Raw genomic sequence first — 2,843 nt, forward strand, 5'->3', positions numbered from 1 at the left:
ACTCCGCATCTCGGGGGAACCTCAACCCGCCACCAGGACCGATCCGAGCGGGGCCCATTTCGAGTTCGCTTATGACACGGAACGCCGCTTGACACGTGTACTCAATCCGATGGGTCAAGCTTGGTCATACGTCTATGACGAGGCTGGCCGGCTCGTGGCCGAGACGGACTTCAACGGCCGGACCCTCGCCTACGCGCATGACCCGGTGGGCGGCCTGGTGTCACGGACCAACGGTGCCGGCGAGACGTTGACCTTCACTCGGGACGCCCTCGGTCGGGTCGTGGAACAGCGGAGCAGTACAGATGATGCCACGACGTACGCATACGCACCGACCGGACAACTCGCGCACGCTCGCGCCCCGGAGGCCGAGGTCGTCTATGAGCGCGACGAGCTCGGCAGAGCCCTTTCGGAGACCGTGAACGGCGGGACGACTGTACATGCTTATGACGCCCTGGGGCGGCGGATCCGTCGTACAACCCCATCCGGGCTGACGTCCCATTGGAAGTACGACTCAGCGGGGCGTTGCACCGAGTTGGGCTCCGAAGCCGGGAGCCTGTCCTTCACCTACGACGCCGGCGGCCGAGAGACGGAACGCCGTCTCGGCGAAGAAGTGACCCTCTCACAGGGGTGGGACGCGGCAGGCCGCCTCACTGTGCAGTCGCTGACGTCGGCGTCGGTCCCGAGCGGGGCCGACCACCGCCTCCTGCAGTACCGGGAGTATGCCTACCGGGCCGACGGCTACCTCACTGGCATCCGGGAACTCACGGCTGGTGCCCGGAGCTTCGACCTCGATGGGACAGGCCGCGTCACCGGCGTACGCGCTCATGGCTGGACCGAGACCTACGCCTACGACAGGGCAGGAAATCTGACGCACGCTGCCGCTTCCCAGCACGAGGCCCCTGGAGACCGGGAGTTCGAGGGCACAGTCATCCGTCGCGCTGGCAATACAACGTACGAGCACGACGGCCAGGGCCGACTCGTTACCAAAACCCGCAGGCTGCTGAACGGAAAGCGACACACCTGGACGTACACCTGGAACGCGGAGGACCGCCTGACAGCGGTCACCACCCCGGACGGCAGTCGCTGGCGCTACTCCTACGACCCTTTGGGTCGGCGCATCGCCAAGTCCCTGCTGTCGGACGACGGTTCTCCGGTTGAGCACGTGGAGTTCACCTGGGACGACACCTGTCTGGCCGAGCGGAGCACCCTCGACGGCATGACGACCACCTGGGAGTACGCTCCCGGCACACACCGTCCACTCGCCCAGACTGACCACTGGCCTTCTGTCCCCAGTTCGGAGATGTCCTTCCTGGCCCGCCTGGCGGAGGAGACGACCACCGATCGCGCGTCTCGCTTCCACGCGGTCATCACTGACGCGGCGGGCACACCGACCGAACTTGTCGCAGCAGGCGGTGCCGTGGCCTGGCAGCGACGCACCTCACTGTGGGGTACCCCCTTGTCCCCCGGGACAGAGGCCGAATCGGTGGAGTGCCCGCTGCGCTTCCCCGGCCAGTACCACGATGCCGAAACCGGGCTGCACTACAACTACTTCCGTTTCTATGATCCGGAAACCGCAGGCTACCTGTCCCCCGACCCGCTCGGTCTCGATCCCGCGCCAAATCATCATGCCTACATCGTCAACCCGTTCCGGTGGATCGACCCGACCGGGTTGGTGAAGTGCACTCAGGAGGCGCTTGATAAGGCCTTTGAGATGGACAATACGCCGCGGAAGCTCGAACATGTCATCGATCCCCCGAAGCACGGCTTCGAGGAGATAGTGAAGAATTCGGGAGGGCGCTCCGAAGCGTTTCGCCGCATCCTCGACAGTCTTGGAGAAAGCGACGACCTTCCGGAGTCCGGTGGTTTCGTCGTCGACCGTACAATCGACGGGGAAACGGTCACCATTCGCGGAGCCATGGTCAACGGGATACCCCGAATCGGAACCGCGTTCATCCAGGAAAAGTTCCCAGGAAAGACACCATGACAGATCACCCTGCCACCAGACCACTCTCCTCCCTCGAACGGCGCACCCTTGCCCACCTTCTCGCGTCCGAATTCCCGGGCGTGCAGGAGCTGAGGAACCAACTGCCAGAAACCCGTGTCACCGGCCGGTGGGGGGCCGAGTCTCCGAGTGTCGACCTGGAAGTGCCCGCCGACATCCCTGCAGCACAGATCGAGGACGGCATCATCCCGGCCACCGGAACGGTCACAGACGACTCGGGCCAACTCTTCGGCGAACTGCTTGTGTGGGTGAGCGGTGGAAGGCTCTCAGCCCTCGAGTTCTCGTGGTACGGCGACACCGCACCGACGGAGCTGCCGGATCCCGATCTTGTCACCGTGACGGTTCAGTGAGTCTCTTTCATCCTGTGCTGGCGGGCGAAATGGGCTGGTCAGTGGGTGTGGTGACGAGGCAGGGCCCCTCGTCGTTGGCGTGGTGATTCCACTCAACACACCGGCGACCGAAGGGGCCTTGTTGGTTCCGTATCCTGCCACGCTCGACGTCCCGCATGAGCTCGTTGAGCACGTCGCCTGGCTGCTGTACGAGCACCGCCGCGCACGTAACACCCGCTGGCGGAAGCTCCGCTGCTTCGATCAGGCACTGCTCACGCTGGTCCACCTGCGCAAGAACGAGACGTTCGCCCAGCTCGGCGCCGGGTTCGCGATATCGCAGGCCACCGCCTGGCGCTACGTGGACGAGGCCCTGGAGGTGCTGGCTTCCTGGGCCCCGGGCCTCCATGAAGCCCTCACCGGCCTCGGTGAGGGCGACCACGTCATCGTTGACGGCACGCTGATCCCCACCGACCGCGTCCGCGCCGATCAGCCGTACTGTTGAGTCGGCACGG

General features: G+C 65.1%; 2 protein-coding genes and 1 pseudogene. All 3 read left to right on the forward strand.

The window, feature by feature from the left end; translation table 11 throughout:
* The coding region (locus VT52_RS34910) for an RHS repeat-associated core domain-containing protein (protein WP_143070996.1) at window positions 1-1,984 on the forward strand (1,984 nt) is incomplete at its 5' end.
* Window positions 1,981-2,352: a hypothetical protein gene (locus VT52_RS34915; protein WP_046428775.1), complete on the forward strand. Its 372-nt coding sequence runs from the start codon at window positions 1,981-1,983 to the stop codon at window positions 2,350-2,352. The genes VT52_RS34910 and VT52_RS34915, both read left to right, overlap by 4 nt.
* Before the next feature lie 79 nt (window positions 2,353-2,431).
* Window positions 2,432-2,827, forward strand: a pseudogene (locus VT52_RS34920) (transposase family protein); the annotation flags it as partial.
* Window positions 2,828-2,843 lie beyond the last annotated feature (16 nt).

The organism is Streptomyces malaysiense, from assembly GCF_000980885.2.
Taxonomy (GTDB): domain Bacteria; phylum Actinomycetota; class Actinomycetes; order Streptomycetales; family Streptomycetaceae; genus Streptomyces; species Streptomyces malaysiense.

What these genes read in the sequence shown, in the direction of transcription:
- VT52_RS34915 (WP_046428775.1), top strand. Translation starts at nt 1,981, where the DNA reads ATGACAGATCACCCTGCCACCAGACCACTCTCCTCCCTCGAACGGCGC.